The sequence below is a fragment of the Stenotrophomonas sp. 82F1 genome, assembly GCF_056861525.1.
On the sequence record NZ_JBSPUD010000001.1, the window covers coordinates 432,803 to 448,081 of the forward strand.

The 15,279-nt window shown below is 63.6% G+C and carries 18 protein-coding genes, 1 tRNA gene and 1 pseudogene; 14 read left to right on the forward strand and 6 right to left on the reverse strand.

The features are described from left to right. Positions 1-47 precede the first annotated feature (47 nt). On the forward strand, positions 48-488 hold the full coding sequence (locus AC13GI_RS01975) for a group III truncated hemoglobin (protein ID WP_380655475.1): 441 nt from the start codon (positions 48-50) through the stop codon (positions 486-488). A gap of 44 nt (positions 489-532) precedes the next feature. Then, entirely contained in the window at positions 533-1,942 is a 1,410-nt protein-coding gene (gene hemN, locus AC13GI_RS01980; RefSeq protein WP_380655472.1) for an oxygen-independent coproporphyrinogen III oxidase, read from the forward strand. A 9-nt stretch (positions 1,943-1,951) separates the two neighbouring features. Here hemN and AC13GI_RS01985 read toward each other — a convergent pair whose 3' ends face one another. Further along, complete coding sequence (locus AC13GI_RS01985; protein ID WP_380655469.1) at positions 1,952-2,431, reverse strand: hypothetical protein; 480 nt, start codon at positions 2,429-2,431, stop codon at positions 1,952-1,954. Positions 2,432-2,734: 303 nt separating this feature from the next. Between AC13GI_RS01985 and AC13GI_RS01990 the strand changes: the two genes are divergently transcribed. The 6 genes and pseudogenes from AC13GI_RS01990 to AC13GI_RS02015 all read left to right on the forward strand — a co-directional run bounded on the left by AC13GI_RS01990 (position 2,735) and on the right by AC13GI_RS02015 (position 5,758). Next, complete coding sequence (locus tag AC13GI_RS01990) at positions 2,735-2,911, forward strand: hypothetical protein (RefSeq protein ID WP_230110705.1); 177 nt, start codon at positions 2,735-2,737, stop codon at positions 2,909-2,911. Between the two features lie 157 nt (positions 2,912-3,068). Next, positions 3,069-3,623, forward strand: coding sequence for a hypothetical protein (locus AC13GI_RS01995; RefSeq protein ID WP_230110704.1), 555 nt, complete (start codon positions 3,069-3,071; stop codon positions 3,621-3,623). 91 nt (positions 3,624-3,714) lie between these two features. Beyond that, positions 3,715-3,852, forward strand: a pseudogene (locus AC13GI_RS02000) (SOS response-associated peptidase family protein); the annotation flags it as partial. 106 nt (positions 3,853-3,958) lie between these two features. Then, entirely contained in the window at positions 3,959-4,441 is a 483-nt protein-coding gene (locus tag AC13GI_RS02005; RefSeq protein ID WP_230110703.1) for a hypothetical protein, read from the forward strand. Positions 4,442-4,660: 219 nt separating this feature from the next. Continuing rightward, the gene (locus tag AC13GI_RS02010) at positions 4,661-5,200 is read left to right on the forward strand and encodes a GNAT family N-acetyltransferase (protein WP_482995342.1); all 540 of its coding nucleotides are present in this window, start codon (positions 4,661-4,663) and stop codon (positions 5,198-5,200) included. A gap of 48 nt (positions 5,201-5,248) precedes the next feature. Then, positions 5,249-5,758, forward strand: coding sequence for a hypothetical protein (locus AC13GI_RS02015; RefSeq protein WP_482995382.1), 510 nt, complete (start codon positions 5,249-5,251; stop codon positions 5,756-5,758). 63 nt (positions 5,759-5,821) lie between these two features. Here AC13GI_RS02015 and AC13GI_RS02020 read toward each other — a convergent pair whose 3' ends face one another. The 3 genes from AC13GI_RS02020 to AC13GI_RS02030 form a co-directional block, all read right to left on the reverse strand. Further along, complete coding sequence (locus AC13GI_RS02020; RefSeq protein ID WP_482995343.1) at positions 5,822-6,415, reverse strand: hypothetical protein; 594 nt, start codon at positions 6,413-6,415, stop codon at positions 5,822-5,824. A gap of 199 nt (positions 6,416-6,614) precedes the next feature. Then, positions 6,615-7,499, reverse strand: a complete 885-nt coding sequence (locus tag AC13GI_RS02025) for a tyrosine-type recombinase/integrase (protein ID WP_482995344.1) — start codon at positions 7,497-7,499, stop codon at positions 6,615-6,617. A 152-nt stretch (positions 7,500-7,651) separates the two neighbouring features. Next, positions 7,652-7,738, reverse strand: a tRNA-Leu gene (locus tag AC13GI_RS02030). A 115-nt stretch (positions 7,739-7,853) separates the two neighbouring features. Here AC13GI_RS02030 and AC13GI_RS02035 point away from each other — a divergent pair. From AC13GI_RS02035 to AC13GI_RS02055, 5 genes are all read left to right on the forward strand, one after another. After that, positions 7,854-8,876 (forward strand): TraB/GumN family protein, encoded by a 1,023-nt coding sequence (locus AC13GI_RS02035; RefSeq protein ID WP_482995345.1) that lies wholly within the window; start codon positions 7,854-7,856, stop codon positions 8,874-8,876. Positions 8,877-8,934: 58 nt separating this feature from the next. Then, positions 8,935-9,387, forward strand: a complete 453-nt coding sequence (locus AC13GI_RS02040; RefSeq protein ID WP_240196353.1) for a BLUF domain-containing protein — start codon at positions 8,935-8,937, stop codon at positions 9,385-9,387. Between the two features lie 111 nt (positions 9,388-9,498). Further along, entirely contained in the window at positions 9,499-10,785 is a 1,287-nt protein-coding gene (locus AC13GI_RS02045) for a nucleotide sugar dehydrogenase (RefSeq protein WP_482995346.1), read from the forward strand. A gap of 45 nt (positions 10,786-10,830) precedes the next feature. Further along, a complete protein-coding gene (locus AC13GI_RS02050) occupies positions 10,831-12,453 on the forward strand; it encodes an FMN-binding glutamate synthase family protein (protein ID WP_099820075.1) in 1,623 nt (540 codons plus the stop codon). Positions 12,454-12,514: 61 nt separating this feature from the next. Beyond that, on the forward strand, positions 12,515-12,976 hold the full coding sequence (locus AC13GI_RS02055; RefSeq protein WP_482995347.1) for a GNAT family N-acetyltransferase: 462 nt from the start codon (positions 12,515-12,517) through the stop codon (positions 12,974-12,976). Positions 12,977-13,001: 25 nt separating this feature from the next. Here the strand turns inward: AC13GI_RS02055 and AC13GI_RS02060 are convergent, their stop codons facing one another. Together AC13GI_RS02060 and AC13GI_RS02065 are read right to left on the reverse strand one after the other, a co-directional pair. Further along, positions 13,002-14,249, reverse strand: coding sequence for a TIGR03862 family flavoprotein (locus AC13GI_RS02060; RefSeq protein ID WP_482995348.1), 1,248 nt, complete (start codon positions 14,247-14,249; stop codon positions 13,002-13,004). After that, positions 14,236-14,670 carry an FKBP-type peptidyl-prolyl cis-trans isomerase gene (locus AC13GI_RS02065; protein WP_099820078.1) on the reverse strand — a complete coding sequence of 145 codons (435 nt, stop codon included), beginning with the start codon at positions 14,668-14,670 and terminating at the stop codon, positions 14,236-14,238. The genes AC13GI_RS02060 and AC13GI_RS02065 overlap by 14 nt, the downstream gene beginning before the upstream one ends. A 68-nt stretch (positions 14,671-14,738) precedes the next feature. Between AC13GI_RS02065 and AC13GI_RS02070 the strand changes: the two genes are divergently transcribed. Further along, positions 14,739-15,104, forward strand: a complete 366-nt coding sequence (locus AC13GI_RS02070; protein ID WP_089240209.1) for a DUF6164 family protein — start codon at positions 14,739-14,741, stop codon at positions 15,102-15,104. Positions 15,105-15,279: the final 175 nt, after the last annotated feature.

Consider the following 15,279-nt stretch of genomic DNA (forward strand, 5'->3'; position numbering starts at 1 on the left):
AGTGGTGGCGGCCTGCGGCACACTGCCGATCCGCATTTGGTGCCCTGATGAACGCAACGCCCAAGACCGATATTCCCGTTGCTTCACCAGAGCTGTGCAGCGAGGAGGAAGTGACCCGGCTGGTTCACGATTTCTACGCGCGCGTGCGTGACGAGGAGCGTCTGGGGCCGGTGTTCGAAGGTCACGTCAAAGAGTGGCCCGAACACCTCGCCCAGCTCGTGGATTTCTGGTCGGCGATGCTGCGCGGGACGCGCAGGTTCAAGGGCTCGCCGATGTCCAAGCACATGGCAATCGATCTGGAAAAGGATCTGTTCGATCGCTGGCTGGTGCTTTTCCACATCACCACGGCCGAATGCAACAACCCGCCGATGCAGGCGCTGGCCGACGATGTGGCCGCCCGCATCGCCGAGACCTTCTGGCGCCGCTACCAGATGCTGCGCTGGCCGCAGGTCATGCTGCCGGTGCTGGGCGTCCCCGCCAAGGATTGATCTGGGTCAAGGCGCACCGCCTGGCTTGGCGCGATGCTGGCGCCATGGACACGTTCTCTCCCGCTGCCGGTGGCCTGGCCTGGACCTTCGATCCCGATCTGCTGCGCCGGCATGACCGGCCCGGCCCGCGCTACACCTCCTATCCCACCGCGCCGCACTTCCATGACGGCTTCGATGCGCCGGCGCTGCGCCAGGCGATCGCCGACAGCAACCCGCTGGCGCGCGCGCTGTCGTTGTACGTCCATGTGCCGTTCTGCTCCAGCCCCTGCTTCTACTGTGGCTGCAACCGGGTGATCACCCGCGACCGCGGACGTGGCCACAGCTACGTGTCACGCGTGCTGGCCGAGGCGGACCTGCTGGCACCGCAGTTCGCCGACGGCCGTGAAGTGATCCAGCTGCACCTCGGCGGCGGCACGCCGAATTTCCTGGATGCCGATGCGATGACGGCACTGGTCGAGGGCCTGCGCCGGCGCTTCGATTTCAGCGATGCCTCGCAGCGTGATTTTTCCATCGAACTGGATCCGCGTTTCATCGACACCAGCGACGTGGCGATGCTGGCCCGGCTCGGTTTCAACCGCGCCAGCCTGGGGGTGCAGGATTTCGACCCGCAGGTGCAGGAATCGATCAACCGCGTGCAGGGCGTGCGGCAGACGCTGGACATCCTGCGCGCGTGCCGCGACAGCGGCATGCGTTCGGTCAATGTCGATCTGATCTACGGACTGCCCGGGCAGAGCCTGGAGGGCTTCGGCCGCACCCTGGAACTGGTGCTGGCGCTGCGCCCGGATCGACTGGCGGTGTACGGCTACGCGCACCTGCCACACCTGTTCCGCGCGCAGCGGCAGATCGACGAAAGCCGCATGCCGTCGCCGGAAGACAAGCTCGCGCTGCTCGGCCTGGCGGTGGAGCGCCTGTCCGCGGCCGGCTACCAGTACATCGGCATGGACCACTTCGCATTGCCGGAAGAAGATCTGTCGCGTGCCCAGCGCGCCGGCCAGCTGCATCGCAACTTCATGGGCTATACCACCCACGCCGACACCGATCTGCTTGGCCTCGGCGTAAGTGCGATCAGCCACATCGGTGCCACCTACAGCCAGAATCCGCGCGACCTGCCATCGTGGGAAAACGCGGTGGACCAGGGGCAACTACCGGTCTGGCGCGGCGTCGCGCTCAGTGCCGACGACGAGCTGCGCGCCGAGCTGATCCAGCAGTTGATGTGCCAGGGCGAAGTGGATGGCGCGTCACTGGCCCAGCGCCATGGCATCGACTTCGAGGCCTACTTCGCCGAAGACCTGCAGGCCGTACAGCGCCTGCAGCAGGATGGCCTGGCCGAGTACCGCGATGGGGTGGTGCGCACCAGCGAGCCGGGGCGGCCGCTGCTGCGCCTGCTGGCGATGTGCTTCGATCCCTATCTGCGTGTCGCCCAGGAGCAGCCGCGCTACTCGCGGGCGATCTGAGCGCAGGCCTCAGCGCTTGCCGACGCCGCGTTCGGGGTGGCGCGCGGCCATGCCTCCACTGGAGGTGGTGGTCCAGTTGCCGCTGAGATCGCGCACGCTGGTCGAATAGGAACCATCGCTGTATTCGGTGCGCCACCTGCCGCTCAGGTCACGCTTGCTGACGGAGTAGGCGCCGTTGCTGTACTCGGTGCGGATGTTGCCGCTCAGGTCGGTGCTGCTGTTGGAGTAGCTGCCATCGCTGTGGGTGGTGCGCTTGCGGCCACTCAGATCAGTGGTGGTGGTCGAGCGGCTGCCGTTGCTGTGCTCGGCGATCTCGCGGCCGGACAGATCGCGCTTGATGCGGCTGGACGATCCGTCGCTGTTGCGGATATCCCGACTTCCGTCGAGGTTGTGGTGGCTGTCCGAACGGCTCTGTGCCGATGCGGGCGCGGTGGCCTGCGCGAGCAGCGTGACCAGCGCCAGCGATGATGCGAGCCATATCCACTTCATGGGGGATCTCCTTATGCGTCGTTCGGCGGCCGAGGCGGCGCGTCCGATTCTGCCATGCCGGCCTGAAGCCGTCTCGAACGCAGCGACGGCAGCCGGATGGCCGTATCCCGTTCAGTGGGCTGCTGTAGAACCAGCGATGCGCGGGCCTGGTGCGGGGGCGTCGGTGCGTGATTGGGTGGTGCCCGGAGCCGGAATCAGAATCCCTTGTGCTGCATCGGTCAGTTCTTCCCTGGCGTGAAGATTGGCATCGCCATCCCATCGCCGCGGTTCTACTACTTTGCGCAGTCCCAGGACCGCTGCACGATGACGGCTGACTACTTCCACATGACCAGTGACAACCGGATCTTCATTTCCCGGCTGCAGACGGTCCAGCAAACCCTGATCACCAACACCTTCCCGGTGGGTGGCGTGACGATGGGGCCGCAGAACGCCACGATCTTCATCGTGGACCTGACCGAGGTGCCGTTGGGTTTCGGATAGAGCGCCGGAAGGCATTGGCGAGCCACCATTCGAACTTGGTCATATTGCACGCCAAATACGATCTAGGTCTCGGTGGCACAAATTTTCCTGCTCTAGAATCGACGTGCGGGCAAGACGCCCGCTGGAAATCTGTACGTCCATTCTCTAAGGAGTAGATGTGAAGAAGATGATTGCTGTTGTAGCTGTCTTGGCCGGATCGATGGCGTTCAATGCATCCGCGCAGGAAATTGAGTACTTGGGAGCGTCTCCGAAGATCCTTGCAGAGGCGAATGCCTATGCAGCTGATTTGCCCGCTGGCGTCCAGTTGGTCGAGCTGGAACGATGGCGGTGGAGGGATAACACTTTCACTGCGCGGCCGATCACTTCGGCAGGATCGCGTCACCCCGGCAATCGGGAGGGCATTCTGGGCTTCATCTCGTACTACCCATTCGAGGGGAGCATCACCCTTTATGCTTGCCTGCATAACAACTGGATGGATTCATTCTCGTCGCGAGATCCGAACTGCGAAGGTCATATGAAGACGACCAACGGTATGCCAATCACTGGCTACATGGCGGGTACGCAGCTTCCCGGGACTGTGCCGCTCTATCGCTGCACGCGAAACATCCCGAAGGTCTACGCCTACAACGATCATTTCGATACGCTTGATCCAAACTGCGAAGGCAAGTATCAGGCCGTGTTCGAAGGAATTCAGGGCTACATTTGGCTCTGATCTGTTCGTCATAGATTCGTTGAAAGACGCCCCTTTGGGGGCGTCGCTGCCCTCACGCCGCCTCAACGGCTTCTGGGGCCAGATTGCGGTCATGTGCTATTCCGCCCAAATCGAAGCCGCCTACCAGAAGCTGGTCCGCATGACCGGCGCGACGGTGTCGCTGCAAGAGTTCGCCGCGCTCTATGCTCACGATCCGGGCAAGAAGCGGCCTAAGTCGACCAAAGGCGTTTGACAAAGCCACCTCGGTTTGACCGAGCCATATGTCTGGGGTACAAACGACTTGCCAGCGAGAGGATTTTCGCGTGCTCGCATCCATGTTGACAAGGAAGATCCATATGAATTTGCAGAAGGTACTGCTTTCGGCGTCTTTGGGTTTCGCTTTTGCTGGATTGGCTTTGCCAGCGTTTGCTGCACCCAAATCCAGCACAGTAGTAGTCAGTTCCAAGTCGGCATACGCATCGGGGTCGGCGGAAGCAAGTGAGGTCCTGAAGTGGATCTCAACACACGCGCCTGAGTACAGTCCGATCCTTACAGGTGTTACGGTTGAAGTCGCACACAAGTCGTCGCTGAAGACCTCAAACAGTGGCGGTAGGATTGTTGCCGCTTCTCCCCCGCCGCCGCCCGTTGCTCCGCCACTGAACGGGCAGCCGGGCGACGAGTTCACGGTGACGATCCGTGATCGTGCTGGCAATACCGAAACCTGGGGCTTCACCTACGTTGGTGGGGGAATGGGGAACGGTGGGTGGGTATGTGTCGAGTACCACTACAAGAATGTCGACTTCGAAAATCAGGACTCTCCTGAGACCCTCGGCGGCTAGTAGCTGTCTCTTGGCCACTGACTGACCGGGACTTGGCGTTACCCCGCCCGTCGCAACATTAGACGGGCGGTCTTGCCTGGTAGAGGCAAGCCAACCCGGAGGCGCCTGAGTAGCGCCGGGCCGGCACCAATTCAGCCAGGTGCTACCCATGTTCGCAGGATATGCGGCCGCGGTCTCCGTTTGATCCCGCTGAGACATCCTTTAAGCAATAATAAGCCAATGAATTGCCAGATAGACTCTGAGCGGCTTTGGCTGACGCCGTTTGCTGAGAAGGATGCGGATGCGGCTTTTCCCGCTATGACGCCGTCATTGACGCGATACATGGCGTTTGATCTGCCCGAGTCACAGAGTGACTTTGAAAAAGTCTGGCGTGAGTGGCTTATCACTGGCGAAGAGGGAACCGACTACGCGTTCACTATTCGGTCTAAACATGATGGTCGCTTCATTGGACTGGCGGGCTTACATGATGCGCGCGAGGTGCGCCCAGAGCTTGGAATCTGGATCAGTGAATCAGAACACGGGCATGGTTACGGCTTCGAGGCTGTGCAGGCTGTAGCCCGGTGGTGTTCCTCGAAGGGTTCTCCCACCGCGTTTCGTTACCCTGTCGCCGAATTGAATCAATCCAGTAGACGCATAGCCAAGCGCTTAGGCGGAACGGTAGTGGCATTCGAAGTGACACCGAAGTACAAATCAGTCATCTATGAAATTCCCCCGGTAGTTGATCCTGGTCTCATGAAGGCCCGACGATTCAGCAGCTGAATCAGCTTGATCGCAGTCGTTGAGACGCTCAGGCGTATCCTTCCGGCCATGCTCCCCTCGCACGGCTACCAAGGCTTCCGCTCAGCACCGCCACCCTCTGGCTGGGTCCAGATGGGGGAGGGCTGGGTGCTGTGGTGGAATGGCCCGCAGATCGCCCATGTCACGTCGGCCAAGGATGGCGGGGTTCGCGTGCACCTTGATGCCCGAAAGGTGTGGGACACCAAGAACGTAAGGGCGGCCAGCATCCAGCAAGGCAAGCGCTATGCCGAGCGGTGGTGCGCGGCCCGGCTCCACCCCGAGCTGAGGCTGCGGGAAGCGGTAGCTAGGCTGGTGGATAGCACGCCGACCGAGCTGCCGCCGCCGATGCCTGGATTGCCGCCCACACCTGAGCAGCTGCAACAGGCCCGCCGCCTGGCTGAGGCCGGGACGACGGAGCTGGAACGGGTCAAGGAAGCGTTGGAGCCGCGCAGGCCGCCGAAGGAGACTAAGCCCAGGGCGAGGTATCCGATGAAGAATTGGGTGAAGACGGGAAGGGCTCAACTACGCCGCGGCTACTGACCGCCGGGTGCCTTCAGGGGACTCAAGCAGCAGTCCGGTGGCACGACGAGACACGTCGCCTCTTCAAGGCTGGAGGCTGGTCTTTACCGCAGAGTAGTCAAGGAAGGCGGTGTCGCGCTCCTTGTAGATTGAGTGGTACTCGATCTTCAGTTGTGTATTTGCGAACCGTCCATGTATGACATTCCAGTCTTCCTCCTCTTCCGTATGAATGAAGATGATCGGCATTGTCTCTCCGGCGGAAATGACGGTGCGATTGGACAGGACCGTGAACTGATGACTGAGGGGGCCTTCCTCAGTTTCGTCGGTTTCAGCGGCGACTAGTCCTCTGATCATCTGCGCAACGAAAGCCTCAAGCTGGTTTTCTACTAGAAGATCGTAGGTCTTGCCGTCAAATACTGCGCTTATCGAGTCCACTAGCGCAGGGCCCAGTCCAGAATTCCTAAGAATCAACGTGTTAGGTTCTGGGTTGAGGTCAATCTCCATTAGGGGTTTGGCGCTAAGACGACTATTTGTTCGCTGAAGCCAGCTTGCATAGAGCGTTGCACAAAGCGCTAAGAAAGCAATAAAGGCCGACGTGGCAGCTATGAAATCTGCCGTGCTCGCTGATGCGAAATGGGAGCCGCATTGAAAAGATGTTGCTTCTACGATGACTTGCATTTGGGCGGTCCTTGCACCTTTAGCTCTGTGACCTACATCGGCGCTCAACCGTTAACCTTTAGCCCAGATCCTTCGAAAAAGTGTCAACGATCCGCCCGGGGCACTAGTGTCATCCCAGTTGTCGAGCGATCTCTGAGGCCGGCTCGTGGTATTAGATCATTAAGGACTTGAGATCTCGATGGCCTATGATCCGCGCTAGTTACAGGATGTCCAACTTCTTTGAGAGCCTCCAGATGGCCTCAGCTCGACTATCGTGGAAGTGGACCTCTCGGTGCCCGGTCCTGTCGCGGATCTTCCGCCAAAGTGCGTCCCGTATGCTTGCCTTAAGGTGAAACACTGGTCCGAATCCCAAGGGTAGCGCCTTCAGGATTTCGCATGCTCGCCGACTAAGCGGAACGTCCCGTGCGTCACCGTTCTTGGTCTTCGGCAAGTGCACATATTGCTCAGATAGATGCACGTTCGGCCATGTAAGCGACAGAATTTCGCCTGATCGCATAGCTGTTTCGAGGGCGAGCAAGAAGGCCAAACCCGTCCGTTGGGTTGCAGTCTCCCCAAGTAGGCCCGTATGGAGGCCAAACGCTGCGACCAAGTCGGCCTCCTCGGTTGGGGACACACGTCGCGCCCGACCCTTGGGCCGCTGGGGCCGACGAACATCAGACATCGGGTTCTGCGTGATCCACTTCCACTCGCGGCGCGCTGTCTCAAACACGGACCGCATCAGGTTCATATCCCGGGCAACCGTTCCAGGTTTGACCTGCTTAAGCCTTCCATCCCGCCAAGCGATGATGTCCGAGGCATCAATTGCGGCAATGCGCCGATCCATGAGTGGTAACGATCGTTCCCAAGCAGCAATGCGTACAGACTCCCACCGCTCCCCAGCTCGCTTGGGCGCCTCTTCCTTGACGTAGCGACGCATGGCTTCACGAAGCGACTTGTCAGGCAGCTTCCCGCCGTGCAACTCAGCCTCGCGCTCAAGAGCCCACTTCGCAGCTTCCTGCTTTGTGTGTTTGGTAGTGGAATCGCGAACGCCCGCCACGTACACCTGCACGCGCCACTTGTTCCCTGATCGTTGAATGCTGGCCATGGCCGCATCATATGGGGAAATTTTGGGGAGAGTAGCCGGGCAAGTCCGGGCAAACCGGGGTGAGTGCGGATTATTTTATCCGCCTAAGTGGCTGATTTTGTGTCGATTCGTGGCGAATCGTTGTGAGGGCGTAGGCTCCCCAAAACATGCAGTGGTGCCCGGAGCCGGGATCGAACCGGCATGAGGTTGCCCCCGGCGGATTTTAAGTCCGATGCGTCTACCAGTTTCGCCATCCGGGCCTGCAGCGCGTGCCGATTGTAACGGAATCGCCGCCGCTGCCGTCGGCTAACGCGGCTTTTACGCAGTCGGGCGCGGGGCTGGGTACAGTCCGCCAACGTTTCCGGGAATGGCAATATGCGTGCACGTGGCAAGCGATGGATCGGATGCAGTGCCGTGCTGGGGCTGATGCTGGCGATAGGCTCTGCCACCGCGCAGCAGGCACCAGCACCCACGGGCCCGGTGGTGGACATGGACACGGTGCAGGTGACCGGCGAACAACCCGGCCCCGGCCTCTGGAAGGTCACCGCTCAACAGGGGCATGTGCTGTGGATCCTGGGGACGGTCTCGCCGTTGCCAAGCGGCGTGCAATGGCGCTCGGATGAAGTCGAACGGACCATCGCCGGTGTCGACCATGTGCTGGGCGATCCCGGTTTCAGCCTGGATGCGAAGATCGGTGTGTTCAAGGGCCTGACCCTGCTGCCGCTGGCGATGAAGACCGCGCGCGATCCGCAGGGGCGCACGCTGGATCAGATCCTGCCGGCGGCAACGTACGCACGCTGGCTGGGGCTGAAACAGACCTACCTGGGCAATGACCGTGGCGTGGAAAAGGACCGTCCGCTGGTGGCCTCCGGTCGCCTGTACCAGGCGTTCCTCAAGCGCAACGGCCTGCGCGACGGCAAGCAGGTGAAGGAAGCGCTCGGGCGCGCCTACAAGGCCCGCGACCTGAAGCCGGAAGAAGTGCAGGTGAAGCTGAAGGTCGACGACATCCGTGGCACGTTGAAGGAACTGCAGGCCACCGAAGTCGATGACCGCGCATGCTTCGAACGCACGCTCGACACCGTGGAATTCCAGGCACCGGTGTTGCGTGAGCGGGCCAATGCCTGGGCACTCGGCGATGTCGCTGCACTGCGTCGGCTGTCGGGTTCGGCGATGGCGCAGACCTGCCGCGAACTGCTGCAGGATTCGGCCTTCGTGCGCAGGCGCGGCTGGAGCGACATGCCGCAGCAGGTGCGCACGCGCTGGCTGCAGGGCGTGGATGCGGCGTTGGCCCATCATGCGGGCACCTTCGCGACGGTGCCGGTCAGCCTGCTGCTGGGCGAAGGCTATCTGGACGCGCTGGTGCAGCGCGGCTACCAGGTAGAGGCGCCGCCGGAATAACCAACGCTTGAAGTCCTCGTGCTTCCTGTCATATTCCTCTGCACTCAGGAGGGGAGTGATGGACATGCCGTTGCATGCGTATGCCTATGTCAGCACGGCCAGGGAGGGACTGGACGTGCCCGAGCTCGATGCGCTGCTGGCCGATGCGACCGCCTTCAATCGCATGGCCGGAGTCACCGGGGTGCTGATGTTCGATGGCAGCCGTTTCCTGCAGTACATCGAAGGTCCGCGGGATGGTCTGGCCTCGGTGCACGCGCGCATCAGCAACGCGCGGCGCCACGGCAGCGTCGTCCAGCTTGCCGCAGGCCCGATCGCGACCCGCTGGTTCCCGCGCTGGACGATGGCCAACCGGCATGTGGATCCGGCGACGCTGGCCAGCATCGTAGCGGCCCCGTGGCACGGTTTCAGCCTGGAACAGAACCATCTGGACCACGGTTTCTGCCTGTTGCTGCGGGCCTGGACCGGGGGCCACGGCGAGCTCGAGCCGGCTGCCGTCAGCCTCGGATCCTGATCCGGGCGTGGTCTGCCGCCGCCGCCGCGGTTAACCTTGTCGGCATGATTGCCTGCACCCGGACCCTCGCATGACCCAGTGGACCCCGTCGCCAGCTGCCGGACGCCGCGCATGAGCGCGCCCATCGGCGCAGCCCAGATGCCGTCTCCGGCCATCATCGGCCTGGGGTACGTCGGGCTGCCGTTGGCGGTGGCCTTCGGCCGCCAACTGCCCACCCTGGGGTACGACATCGATGCCGCACGCATCGCCGAACTGGCCGGCGGGCAGGACCACACGCTGGAGATGGAGCCGGACGAACTGGCCAGCGCGTCGCTGCTGCGCTACAGCAGCGATCCGGCACAGCTGGACGCCTGCAACATCTACATCGTCACCGTGCCCACGCCGATCGATGCCTACGAGCAGCCCGATCTGGAGCCCTTGCGCTCGGCGACGCGACTGATCGCCAGCCATCTTCGCGCCGGTGACCTGGTGATCTACGAATCCACCGTCTACCCGGGTACCACCGAAGAAGTCTGTGTGCCGCTGCTGGAGCAGGGCTCGGGCCTGCGCTTCAACGAGGATTTCTACTGCGGCTACAGTCCCGAGCGGGTCAGCCCCGGCGACCGCCAACGGCGCCTGGCCGACATCCGCAAGATCACGTCCGGTTCAACGCCGGAAGTGGCGGCGGTGGTCGATGGCCTGTACCAGCGGATCATCACCGCCGGTACGTTCCCGGTGCCGTCGATGCGGGTCGCCGAAGCGGCCAAGGTGGTGGAGAACATCCAGCGCGACGTCAACATCGCGCTGGTCAACGAGCTGGCCCTGATCTTCGATCGTCTCGGCATCGATACCCAGGATGTGCTCGACGCCGCAGGCAGCAAATGGAATTTCCTGCCGTTCCGGCCGGGGCTGGTGGGAGGCCACTGCATCGGCGTGGACCCGTACTACCTGCTGCACAAGTCCGAAAGCATGGGCTACCACCCTGACCTGATCCATACCGCGCGACAGGTCAACAACCGGGTGGGCGAACATGTGGCTACCCGTGTGTTGGCGATGCTGGCCGAGCGAGGTCGTGCGCCGGCGCAATCGCGCATCCTGGTGCTGGGCGTGACCTTCAAGGAGGACTGCCCGGACCTGCGCAACAGCCGCGCGCTGGAACTGGCCCAACGGCTGACCGACAGTGGCGCGCAGGTGGACGTCAGCGATCCCTGGGTGGGGCCGGCCGCACTGGCGGACGAAGGTGTGAACTGGTTGGCCGAGCCGGTGGCCGGCAGCTACAACGCGGTGGTGCTGGCGGTGGCGCATGAGCGCTTCAAGGCGATGGACATTGCCCACATCCGCAGTCTGCTGGCACCCGCTGGACTGGTCTACGACGTGAAGTCTGCCTGGCCGCGCAGCGTGGTCGACGATCGCCTGTAGGTGCTTGCGCGGTAGACTCGGGGGCAGTTGCAACCGAGGAACGCCATGCACCGGTATATCGTCTACCTGCTCGCCATCCTGATGTTTCCGATCTGCCTGTGGCTGGCCACGATCTGGCCGGCCTGGTATTGGGGCGTCGGCCTTACAGCCGCGATGGTGGCGCTGGGGACCTGGGACCTGCTGCAGAAGCGCAGCACCCTGCGCCGCAATTATCCGGTGATGGCGCACTTCCGCTACGGCCTGGAATCCATCGGTCCGGAGATCCGCCAGTATTTCGTGCAGAGCGATCTGGAAGATGTGCCGTTCTCGCGGCAGCAGCGCGCGCTGATCTACCAGCGTGCCAAGAACCAGATGGACACGGTGCCCTTCGGCACCCTGCGCAGCACCTACGCGGTGGACTACGAATGGATCAACCATTCGCTGGCGCCGACCACCATCGCCAAGCACGATTTCCGCGTGCTGATCGGTGCGAACTGTGCCAAACCCTATTCGGCGAGCGTGTTCAACATCTCGGCGATGAGTTTCGGCTCGCTGTCGGCCAACGCGATCCGCGCATTGAACGAAGGCGCACGCCGGGGTGGTTTCTACCACGACACCGGCGAAGGCTCGATTTCGCCCTATCACCGTGAGATGGGCGGCGACCTCGTCTGGGAGATCGGCTCGGGCTACTTCGGCTGCCGCGACGACAAGGGTGGCTTCAGCGAGGAACGCTTCGTTGCCAATGCCAACCACGATCAGGTCAAGATGATCGAGATCAAGCTGTCGCAGGGTGCCAAGCCCGGCCACGGCGGCGTGTTGCCGGCGCCGAAGGTGACGGCCGAGATCTCGGTGACCCGTGGCGTGCCGATGGGCGTGGACTGCGTGTCACCTTCGCGCCATTCGGCGTTCTCCACGCCGGTTGAACTGCTGCAGTTCGTCGCCCGCCTGCGCGAGCTGTCCGGTGGCAAGCCGGTCGGCTTCAAGCTGGCCATCGGCCACCCGTGGGAGTGGTTTGGCATCGCCAAGGCGATGCACGAGACCGGTCTGCTGCCTGACTTCATCGTCGTCGACGGCGCCGAAGGCGGTACCGGTGCGGCACCCGCCGAGTTCGTCGATCACGTGGGTGTGCCGATGCACGAGGCGTTGCTGCTGGTGCACAACACCCTGGTGGGCCTGGACCTGCGCGAGCACATCCGTATCGGCGCGGCCGGCAAGATCACCAGCGCGTTCGATATCGCCCGCACCATTGCGATGGGCGCCGACTGGTGCAATGCCGGGCGCGGTTTCATGTTCGCGCTGGGCTGCATCCAGTCGCTCAGCTGCCATACCGACAAGTGCCCGACCGGCATCGCTACCCAGGATCCGGCGCGCTGGAAGCATCTGGATGCACCGGACAAGGCCACGCGCGTGTACAGCTTCCACGAGCACACCCTGCATGCGTTGAAGGAGCTGCTGTGTGCGGCGGGCTTGAACGATCCGGCCGAGCTTGGCCCGGAACACATCCTGCGCCGGGTGTCGCCGGTCGAGATCCGTTCGCTGGCCTCGTTGTACCGCTACCTGGAGCCGGGCGAGCTGCTGCACAAGGTGCCCGACCACGCGGTGTTCCATTCGTTCTGGGCCGATGCGCGCAGTGATTCCTTCCAGCCGCCGCCGAAGATCCAGGCGCTGCGGGCCAGCAAATCGCGATGATCGCGTAGTAGAGCCGAGCCGGTGCTCGGCTGTACGAAAGCCAGAAACATACGGAGATTGCATGCAGTTCAGGACCGGCACCAACGATGATGTGAGCACGCTGTGGGCATTGCGTACGCGCTGCGTACGCGAGCTGTGCAGCAGCCACTATCCGCCAGAGGTGATCGCGCCGTGGTCGGCATCGCCACCGCCGGTGCAGTACTCGCGGTTGCTGGGGCAGGGCGGCTGTGTCGTCGCCGAGGATGATCGGGGCGACGTGCTGGGGTTCGGTGTGCTCGACGCCGAGGGTAATGAGATCGACGCGCTGTTCGTTGATCCGGATCGAGGCGGGCAGGGGGTTGGCCAGGCGCTGATGCAGCGGCTGCTGGCGATGGCCGATCCAACGCGCGAGGTGGTGTTGTCGGCCTCGCTCAATGCCGTGCCGTTCTACCAGCGGCAGGGCTTTGTCGCCGAACGTGAGGAACTGTATCCGCACCCCAGTGGCGTAGCGTTGGCGTCGGTGAAGATGCGCCGACCGGCCTGATATCCCCGGCGCAACTGCGGGTGGATCAGCGCGTGGCCAACCACCCCGTCACGCCCTCTGCCGCGCGCAGTCCGCTGGCATAGCACGCCGTCAACAGGTAGCCACCGGTCGGTGCTTCCCAGTCCAGCATTTCTCCCGCGCAGAACACCCCCGGTAAGGCACGCAGCATCAAGCCGTCGTCCAGCGCACCCAGGCGCACGCCACCGGCCGTGCTGATCACCTCGGCCATCGGCCGCGGGCGCAGCAGGCGCAGCGGCAACCGCTTCAATGTGGTGACTACGGCGGACAGATCGTTGCCGGCATCCTTGCCCAGTGTTTCAAATACCAATGCAGTCTTTACTGCATCCAGCCCAGCCTGGCGACGCAGGTGTTCGCCGAAGCTGCGACCCTTGCGCGGCTGCGAGAGATCGGCCTGCAGGCGCGCCTCGTCGCGGCCCGGCACCAGGTCCAGCCACAGCGTGGCGTGGCCGTCGCGGTTGATGGTGTCGCGCAGGTCGGCCGACAGGGCATAGATCAGGCTGCCTTCGATACCGTACTCGCTGGCCACGCATTCGCCCTGCAGCGAGCGGGGCTCACCGTCAAGGTCATGCCAATGCGCGACGACCGGCTTCAGTGGTGCACCCGCGTGGCGCTGCGCGAAGAACGGTGTCCAGGCAACGTCGAATCCGCAGTTGGCCGATTGCAGCGGCGCGATATCCACGGCGCGGGCCTGCAATACCGGAACCCATGCGCCGTCGCTGCCGAGCTGCGGCCAGCTTCCGCCACCCAGCGCCAACACGGTCGCGTCGGCGCGCACGTCCAATGCCCCGTTTTCGGTGGCAAAGCGCAGTGCGCCGTCTTCGCCCCAGCCCAGCCAGCGATGGTTGACGTGCAGGCGCACGCCCTGTTCCTTCAGCCGGCGAACCCAGCCGCGCAGCAGCGGTGCGGCCTTGCGGTCGACCGGAAACACGCGGCCGGAACTGCCGACGTAAGTTTCCACACCCAAGCCCGCTGCCCAGTCGCGCAGCGCCTGTGCGTCAAAGCCGTCCAGCCAATGGCCAACATTGGCGGCCTGCTCGCGGTAGCGGCTGTCGAACAGCGGGCGTGGGTCGGAATGGGTGAGGTTGAGCCCACCCTTGCCAGCAATCAGGAACTTGCGGCCCGGCGAGCCCTTGGCCTCGTACAGATCAACGTCGAGTCCGGCCGCGCGCAGCCGTTCGGCGGCAAACAGACCCGCCGGGCCTCCGCCGATGACGGCGACGCGACGCGGCGGGAGTACGTCACTGTTGGACATTGAGCAGCTCGACATCGAACACCAGCGACGAACCTGCCGGGATCGGGCCGACCTGGCGATCGCCATAGCCGAATTCCGGCGGAATCATCAGCGTGCGCTTGCCGCCGACCTTCATGCCGGCCACGCCTTCATCCCAGCCACGGATGACCTGGCCGGCGCCCAGCGTGAAGGTGAACGGCTCGCCGCGTTCGACCGAACTGTCGAAGGTCTTGCCGTGCTTGTTGTCGGCGCGCTCGTCGTAGATCCAGCCGGTGTAATGCACGCTGACCTTCTGGCCCGGCACGGCCTCGGCGCCGCTGCCGGGCTGGGTATCGATGCGCTCGAAAGCGGCGATGGTGCCTCCCGGCGGCGGGCCAGGCGGTTCCGACGAGCAACCAACGGCGGCGAGGGACAGCAGCAGGGGAAGCAGCAGGCGGCGCATCGGCGTCTCCGTGGGTGATGAGTCAAGGGCGGCAAGGTTAGCGCATCGGCGCCGGGTATCATGGGCACATGGCAAAACTCCTGCTCAATCTGCGCAATGTCGGCAACGACGAATATGCCGATGTCTGCACGCTGCTCGACCAGCACGGCATCGCCTGGTACCGCACCGAACCCAGCCCCTGGGGCATCTCCAATGGTGGCCTGTGGCTGCGCGAGGACGCCGACCAGCCGCGAGCCAAGGCGCTGATGGCCGAGTACCAGGCGGCCCGCGGCGTACGGGTGCGCGCCGAGCGCGAGCAGGCCCTGCGCGATGGCACCGCCGAGACCTTCGGCAGCCTGTTCCGGCGCCGCCCTGGGTTCGTGGTGCTGGTGCTGCTGGGCATGGCGGTGGCGGCGGCACTGGTGCTGCTGCCGTTCATGCTGCTGCGGGGGTAGGGGTGTTCGGCCGGGTTGCACCCGGCACCCGCAGAGGCAACGGCAACGTCAATAGCGGGTTTCCCGTGATTGGGCGGGGCGGTGTGGGCAGGCGGGACACGCCGTAGACCCATCCTTGGGGGCTCGATGGCGCCATCCATGGCGCCAACGGTCCCGCCTGCCCACACCGCCCCGC

Bases quoted from the DNA above. Each gene is read 5' to 3' on its own strand.
- AC13GI_RS01975 (WP_380655475.1), top strand. From the start codon at position 48: ATGAACGCAACGCCCAAGACCGATATTCCCGTTGCTTCACCAGAGCTG.
- hemN (WP_380655472.1), top strand. From the start codon at position 533: ATGGACACGTTCTCTCCCGCTGCCGGTGGCCTGGCCTGGACCTTCGAT.
- AC13GI_RS01985 (WP_380655469.1), bottom strand. From the start codon at position 2,431: ATGAAGTGGATATGGCTCGCATCATCGCTGGCGCTGGTCACGCTGCTC.
- AC13GI_RS01990 (WP_230110705.1), top strand. From the start codon at position 2,735: ATGACGGCTGACTACTTCCACATGACCAGTGACAACCGGATCTTCATT.
- AC13GI_RS02005 (WP_230110703.1), top strand. From the start codon at position 3,959: ATGAATTTGCAGAAGGTACTGCTTTCGGCGTCTTTGGGTTTCGCTTTT.
- AC13GI_RS02010 (WP_482995342.1), top strand. From the start codon at position 4,661: ATGAATTGCCAGATAGACTCTGAGCGGCTTTGGCTGACGCCGTTTGCT.
- AC13GI_RS02015 (WP_482995382.1), top strand. From the start codon at position 5,249: ATGCTCCCCTCGCACGGCTACCAAGGCTTCCGCTCAGCACCGCCACCC.
- AC13GI_RS02020 (WP_482995343.1), bottom strand. From the start codon at position 6,415: ATGCAAGTCATCGTAGAAGCAACATCTTTTCAATGCGGCTCCCATTTC.
- AC13GI_RS02025 (WP_482995344.1), bottom strand. From the start codon at position 7,499: ATGGCCAGCATTCAACGATCAGGGAACAAGTGGCGCGTGCAGGTGTAC.
- AC13GI_RS02035 (WP_482995345.1), top strand. From the start codon at position 7,854: ATGCGTGCACGTGGCAAGCGATGGATCGGATGCAGTGCCGTGCTGGGG.
- AC13GI_RS02040 (WP_240196353.1), top strand. From the start codon at position 8,935: ATGGACATGCCGTTGCATGCGTATGCCTATGTCAGCACGGCCAGGGAG.
- AC13GI_RS02045 (WP_482995346.1), top strand. From the start codon at position 9,499: ATGAGCGCGCCCATCGGCGCAGCCCAGATGCCGTCTCCGGCCATCATC.
- AC13GI_RS02050 (WP_099820075.1), top strand. From the start codon at position 10,831: ATGCACCGGTATATCGTCTACCTGCTCGCCATCCTGATGTTTCCGATC.
- AC13GI_RS02055 (WP_482995347.1), top strand. From the start codon at position 12,515: ATGCAGTTCAGGACCGGCACCAACGATGATGTGAGCACGCTGTGGGCA.
- AC13GI_RS02060 (WP_482995348.1), bottom strand. From the start codon at position 14,249: ATGTCCAACAGTGACGTACTCCCGCCGCGTCGCGTCGCCGTCATCGGC.
- AC13GI_RS02065 (WP_099820078.1), bottom strand. From the start codon at position 14,670: ATGCGCCGCCTGCTGCTTCCCCTGCTGCTGTCCCTCGCCGCCGTTGGT.
- AC13GI_RS02070 (WP_089240209.1), top strand. From the start codon at position 14,739: ATGGCAAAACTCCTGCTCAATCTGCGCAATGTCGGCAACGACGAATAT.